The organism is Paenibacillus sp. GbtcB18, from assembly GCF_019091125.1.
In the GTDB taxonomy this organism is placed as follows: domain Bacteria; phylum Bacillota; class Bacilli; order Paenibacillales; family NBRC-103111; genus Paenibacillus_F; species Paenibacillus_F chitinolyticus.
The window spans coordinates 1-7,184 of sequence record NZ_JAGXJX010000029.1 but is presented as its reverse complement, the minus strand read 5'-3'; the positions used below and the strand labels follow the sequence as shown (position 1 = coordinate 7,184).

Annotated in this window: 2 protein-coding genes; both read left to right on the top strand. The window is 30.6% G+C overall.

Features of this window, described 5'->3' with window-relative positions; all coding sequences use genetic code 11:
• Nucleotides 1-149 precede the first annotated feature (149 nt).
• Nucleotides 150-1,682 (top strand): Tn7-like element transposition protein TnsE, encoded by a 1,533-nt coding sequence (locus tag KVT34_RS29070; RefSeq protein ID WP_254635225.1) that lies wholly within the window; start codon nt 150-152, stop codon nt 1,680-1,682.
• Nucleotides 1,683-2,229: 547 nt separating this feature from the next.
• Nucleotides 2,230-6,945: a type ISP restriction/modification enzyme gene (locus tag KVT34_RS29065; protein ID WP_217563164.1), complete on the top strand. Its 4,716-nt coding sequence runs from the start codon at nt 2,230-2,232 to the stop codon at nt 6,943-6,945.
• Nucleotides 6,946-7,184 lie beyond the last annotated feature (239 nt).

The window sequence follows — 7,184 nt, the reverse complement described above, 5'->3', positions numbered from 1 at the left end:
ATACAAAATAATAGATGAATTAATGGTTGATGGTGCGCCAATTAAGTTATGGGAGATACAAAGAAAAGCTACTATCAAGTCCCATCACTTTAAAGAGATTAAAGAAATCCTAGAAGTATATATTCAGCATAAAAGGGATGTGTTAGAAGATGAGAGAACGCTCGGTTAAACTAAATAATTGGCCATTTAAAAAGGGAGAGCAAGCAAAGTTGATTTGGATTAGCTCTCCTTTTTGGCATGAAAGAAAATTAATGATGCATGGTTACTTTTTTGCTAATAGTGAAACAAAAAAGATTTTATTAGATTGGGGAATGTTATCTTTTCTAGCTATCCAACATTATTATGTGGATGGAATAGTTAGTCGAAGTATTGCACCTGTAGGGACAGAAGAAGTAGAGATAACGATTTACCCAAATGAAGTAAAGTATTTTGAAAGTAAATGGACGATTTTAAATACAAAAGACACCACTTTATCAAACGGTTTTACTTTTAAATATGGAAATCAGCATTATACGTTGCCGCTAATTGAAAGTATTCGAAGTATTTTAGCACCAAATCGCTTTTTACTTTATCGTTTGCTAGAGATGAACAATTCTTTTCTAAGTTATTTTACAGAGAGGTATCGTGGCAATCATCTTCCTATTGATTTTTATTCTACGTATGAAAAGAAGTATACTAAACGAGATTTTTTATGGCAGTTGTTATGGATAATTGCTAATCCAGATATACGTACTTTGTATATGAACATTGGCTATACCTTTGTAAACACTGGAGAGTTAAAGTTTGAATGGACTTTAAACCAACCGATTGTTATCAAGGCTACTATCAAGAGAAGAAAAAGTAGCAATTTGATTTTAAGAATTCTTTCCATTCAAAACAAAAAGATTCCATATGACAAAGTATCTTTTACACATCCAGAATTAGCAGCACAAGAGAAAAGTAGCGAATCAAAGAATCACACATATAAAAAAGTTGAATCAGTAGATAAACCGTATGAAAGTGATAATAAAGATGAAGGCGCTAGTGATGATTTTGATCTGATTCCAATAGATAACCAGCACCATGACTATACGAATTTGCCCCGATTAGAAAAAATGACGAATAATACAAGTAAGCTAAGAGAATCGACTAATGAAGATACAAAGCAATTTTTGATTGAAGATACTAATCAGCGCACAGTGGCAGATACTGGAGGAAATAGTTTAATAAGAGGGATAGAGTTGATTGGTGTACATGAAGCTTCAGTAACAGGTGAACTGGGCGAGTTTATAAAGCTATTAAATGAATTAAATGATTTTCCAAGTGTTAAAACGATAGATTTTAAAATTGAAGATTTACCTACCTTTGAAGAAAGTAGAAAGTTTAGCTTTTTAGATGATGGAATAACAAAAAGAAAATATGCTTTAGGAAGTGTACAACTTTTAAATGGACATCATTATTTTATTGTGGAAATTGAACGTGAATATAAATCACTTGCGATGTTGATTTTGCAGGGACCTCAAGATGTTCAATGGGATACTGTTATCGAACAATTACTAGAGAAATTGGTTAAAGATAGTGGTGCATGGTTGAAAGAATCGTTGCAAGAAATTGAAGACAAAGGAGTCACAATACAGAAGGCCAAGCATAGTAAGAAAAGTTATGAACATAGGGCCTCATTAATTGCCAAGAAATTTACTTAATTTGTAAATGGAATGTACTATAATGGAAATAAGAAAAGTGAAGATATGGGGGATATAACAAAGTGGGTTATCAGTCAAAATCAAAAAAGTTCCAATTTACATTTAAATAGTTTTTGTTTTGGATATAGAGTCACTAATCCGAAAATCTTTCCAGATTTCTTAGCAATTAGTTTATGAAGTGAATATATACGTAAAAAAATAACTGTTTTAAAAGAACAGAAAAAAGGTTTATAGCAACAGATGTTTGTTTAAAAAAAGACGGGGTTTTCATGATAATAGACGTCGCTGGATCTATAAATGGATATTACAAGCAAAATTACAAAAACAATATTTGAACCGCACTTTTAATCAAACTTTATTTCAAATCAGCATTTGATGGTTATAAAAAGTCACGTTACTTCGAATAAAGTTGTACCGTTTTAGAAAACAAATATTAAGAAAATGTGTCATATCAAGACTCATAAATATTTTGATTAAACCTTATTATAAAAGTGATATATTTAAAGAGTAGTCGTAAGTATACTTTCAATTTATGAGGAGATTTACAATGGAAAATAAAAATATTAATACGTTTGATGATTTAATTGAACAAATTAATGAAGTTGCAGGAGATATTCAACGAGAAAGAGGTAGCTTATTTGAAAAGTTAGTGTTGGCATATTTAAAAAATGAGCCAACTTACCAAAGATTATATAAAAATATTTGGACATTAACTGAAGTTCCAATTGAGTACGGTATTCCTAAAAAGGATACAGGTGTTGATTTAGTAGCTGAACAATTTAATGGAGATTTAGTAGCAATCCAAGCAAAATTTTATAAAAAGAAAATTGGTAAAGATGAAATTAATTCATTTGTTGCTGAAATGGGAAAAAGCTATTATCAACGAGGGTTAATTATTTCTACAGTAGATGATTGGAATAAAAATGCACGTGAAACAATAGAATACAACGAAAAAGGCATTGAAATTATTGGTTTATCTGATTTGAGAAATTCTCAAATTGATTGGACTAAATTTAGTTTTAAACGCCCAGAAGTAATTACTGTAAAATCACCAAAAAAATTACGTGGTTATCAAGAAGCAGCTTTAGGTTATGCAATGGAACACTTTAATAAGTATGATCGCGGTCAGTTAATCATGGCACCAGGAACAGGTAAAACTTTTACTAGTTTAAGAATATCTGAAGCTCTTGCTAAAAAAGCAAATAAACAATTTAAAGTTTTATATCTTGTACCAAGTATTCAACTTTTAACGCAAACTTTAAGAGGTTGGAATAATGATACAGAGTTAAATATCGCGAGTATGGCGGTAACATCTGATCGTGATGCCTCAAGAGGAACTAATGGAACAGAAGATATAAAAGCCAATGATATTGGTTATCCAGCCACAACATCTAAAGAACAATTGATGAAAAACTGGAAAGACATTGAAGAAGTTCAACAAAATGCAGATATGGTTGTTGTATTTAGTACATATCAAAGTATTGATGTAATAGGCAAAGCACAAAAAGAAGGTTTCCCAGAATTTGATTTAATTATTTCGGATGAAGCCCACAGAACAACTGGAGCATATGAAGCTAACAAGCAGGAAAGTGTTTTTTCTAAGGTGCATAGCAATACAAATGTTCAAGGAATTAAACGAATGTATCAAACAGCTACACCGAAAATTTATGCAGATAGTGCTAAAAAGAATGCAAAAGATAAAAGTATATTAATTTCTTCGATGGATGATGAAAGTAAATATGGAAAAGTCTTTTATCGCATGGGATTTGGCCAAGCTGTTTCACATGGCATCTTAACTGAATATAAAGTAATGGTACTAGCGATTGATGAAGCTGCTATTCAAAAAGATATGCAGAAAACATTAGCTGACCCTGAAAATGGATTGAATATCGATGATGTGGGGAGAATTGTTGGTATTTGGAATGGGATGATGCGTAGAAATGGTTACAAAAATCCTGTTAAGAGCAGTCCTTACTCTGGCGCTCCTTTAGAACGAGCAATTGCATTCACAAGAACAATTGATGATTCTAAAAAAGTTTCTCAACAATTTGAAGAAGTCGTAAATGAGTATATCGGAGACACAATGGACGAATCGGTTCATTTATCTATGCGTCATGCTGATGGTTCAATGAATGCTTTACAAAAAGGTGAAATACTAGATTGGTTAGCAGATCCTAAAAAGCCTTCAGATGAAGCTAGAATTGTATCTAATGTAAGATTTTTGACAGAAGGTATTGATGTGCCAACTTTAGATGCCATCATTTTCTTAGCTCCTAAAAAATCGCAAGTCGACATTGTTCAGGCTGTTGGACGTATTATGCGTAAAGCAGAAGGAAAAGATTATGGTTATATTATTCTGCCGATAGTTATTCCAATTGATGAAAAACCAGAAACAATATTAGATAATAACAAAAATTATGAGGCTGTATGGCAAGTTATCAATGCTTTACGATCGGTGGATGAACGTTTTGAAGCCATGGTAGATAAAATTAATATAGCAAAACCAAAACAGTTAGATGTAATTGGTATAGGTAGTGCTCCTGCAAAAGAGAATGATATGGAGAATACAGATACCTCTAGAACTAAAAAAGATAATGAAGGTAATATCTCTATACAAACAGAGTTAGATTTTGAGTGGGATAAATTTGAAAGTGCTATTTATGGGAAGATTGTTCAAAAAGTAGGAGATCGTAAATATTTAGAAAATTGGTCAGCTGATGTAGCAAAAATTGCTCAACGACAAATTAGTTGGATTCAAAATAAATTGAAAGATAAAAAAGATCCTATTACGATTGAATTTAAAAAATTCGTTTCTTCATTGCAACACAACATTAACGAGAGCATTGATGAAAACCAAGCATCAGAAATGTTATCCCAACATTTAATTACAAAACCAGTTTTTGAAGCTTTATTTGATGAATATAGTTTTGTAAATAATAATCCTGTATCTTCTGCCATGGAAAATATTGTGAAAGTGTTAGATAAAGCTGGCTTTGCGAAAGAACAAGAAAATCTTGAACCGTTGTATGAATCTGTAAAAATGCGTGCTGAAGGTGTTGAAAAATCAGAGGATAAACAAAAAATTATTATTACGTTATATGATAAATTTTTTAGTACAGCATTTAAATCAACAACAGAACGTTTAGGAATTGTATTTACACCTATTGAAGTAGTGGATTTCATTGTTAAGTCCGTGGATGATGTGTTGAAAAAACATTTTGGAAAATCATTAGCAAGTGAAGGGGTTCATATTTTAGATCCATTCACTGGTACTGGAACATTCATTGTTCGTACACTTACTTATTTAAAAGAACAAATGGATAAAGGTGAAATCACGTTGGCTGATATTGCACGAAAGTGTACACACGAATTACATGCAAAAGAAATTGAAGTATTAAGTTACTATATTGCAGCCATTAATATTGAATCTACATTTGATGAAATTAATGGAGATGAACAAGGGTATGTACCATTTGAGGGGATTGTTTTAACAGACACGTTTGAAAGTACTGAAAATGAAGATACGTTAGATGATGCTTATTTTGGAACAAATGATGAGCGTTTGAAAAGACAACAAGAATTACCAATTACAGCAATTATAGGGAATCCTCCGTATTCAGGAAGAGATTCTGATGAAAATAGTTTTTCTGACGCTATTTCATATCAAATGTTAGATACAGAAATTACGAAAACATATGCTAAAAAATCTAGTGCAGTTGCAGTTAATGCGCTATATGATTCTTATATAAGAGCAATTAAATGGTCAAGTTTAAGGATTGAAAAATGTGGTGTGATTGGTTTTATTACATCAAACTCCTATATCGATAAAGTTGCAATGGATGGACTACGTAAGTCGCTTAATGATGAATTTAACTATATTTATATAATAAACTTACGGGGTGGAGTGCGTGGTAAAACTGGGACCCTAGCTAAAGAAGAGGGAGGAAATGTTTTTGATATAATGACTGGGGTTGCAATAATACTTTTGATAAAAGATGGTTCAAATAATCATAATATTTATTATCATGATATTGGGAAAAACCTTAACAGAAAACAAAAAATTGATATTATTCAGAAATGGGAAGGTATTATGTCAGTTACGTTTGAACAAATATTACCGGATTCTCATAATGATTGGATTCATCAACGAAATTCTAATTTTGATAAATTTAGGTCACTTTATGAAAAAAATGCAGGAATTTATGATTTTCGTCAAATGGGAATAACTTCCAAGCGTGATAAGTGGGTATATGGTTTTTCAAAAGAAAATCTCATAAAAAATATCCAAACAACTATCAAAGAATATGAAAATGTCAGAAATAAATTGAAAAATAATTTTGTAAATGAGGAAAATATAGTTATAGATGAAACAAAGATACAATGGAGTAGAGAACTTAAACGTAAACTGAAAAATGACATATGCATTGAGTTTGATGAATCAAAAGTAGTGGAGGCCTTATATAGGCCCTTTACTAAAAAACATATTTATTATGATAAAAATCTTATTTCTTATCCTGGCAAGTTTAGTAATCAACAAAAAATAGATAATATGTATATAATGACTCCAGGTTCAGGAAATCGTCGAGAATTTAGTGTGTTAGTTACTGATTTAATACCTGATGGAAATATATTTGATGCGGGGGCACAGACCTATGCTTCAAATTTATCAGATAATATTTCTATATTTAGTAATATTTCTGTTGAAGGAAAAAAAGTTTTTGATATGATCGAAGATGACGTCCCGTATTATATTTATGCAGTGTTAAATTCAATTGATTATAGAAATATCTTTAATCATAATTTAAGTAAAGAAACTCCTCGTATTCCACTTCTTAAAAACAAAGAAAAATATGTTGAAATAGGTCGTAAACTTGCAGATTTACATTTAAATTACGAAAATCAACCAAGTTGGAATGATGTTGAAGTTGTAATTAGTGTTCCTAATCCTAATTATAAGGTTACTAAAATGAAACCTCTTAAAAAAGGAGTTTTAGATACTATAATTTATAACGAACATATAACAATTAAAAATATTCCAGAAAAGGCATATGAATATGTAGTTAATGGTCGATCAGCTATTGGATGGATTATTGATCAGTATCAGATTAAGACTGATAAAAAATCCGGTATTACAGATGATCCAAATGAATTCAGTGATGACCCTAAATATATTTTAAATCTATTATTATCAGTAATTACAGTTAGTATGAAAACATTAGAGCTAGTTAAACAATTACCTGATTTTGAGATACTAGAACAATAGAAGTTTAAGGTTATAAAATCATCAATTGTGGATTTTAAATAAAGTTATACCGTTTATAAAAAAGATGCGATGCAATTTAGGTTGAAATTCTATATAAACGTTGACACACAAGGGATTTTAAAATATTTTAATCAATCTTTTTTATAAAAAATTCATACAAAACTAATAGAAACCCACGTATTTTAATCAATCTTTTTTCAAAATGCGTGGATTTCTTCTATTATAGAATCAACGTTTGT

Excerpts from the sequence above, each read along its gene's own strand:
- KVT34_RS29070 (WP_254635225.1), top strand. The coding sequence starts at position 150 with ATGAGAGAACGCTCGGTTAAACTAAATAATTGGCCATTTAAAAAGGGA.
- KVT34_RS29065 (WP_217563164.1), top strand. The coding sequence starts at position 2,230 with ATGGAAAATAAAAATATTAATACGTTTGATGATTTAATTGAACAAATT.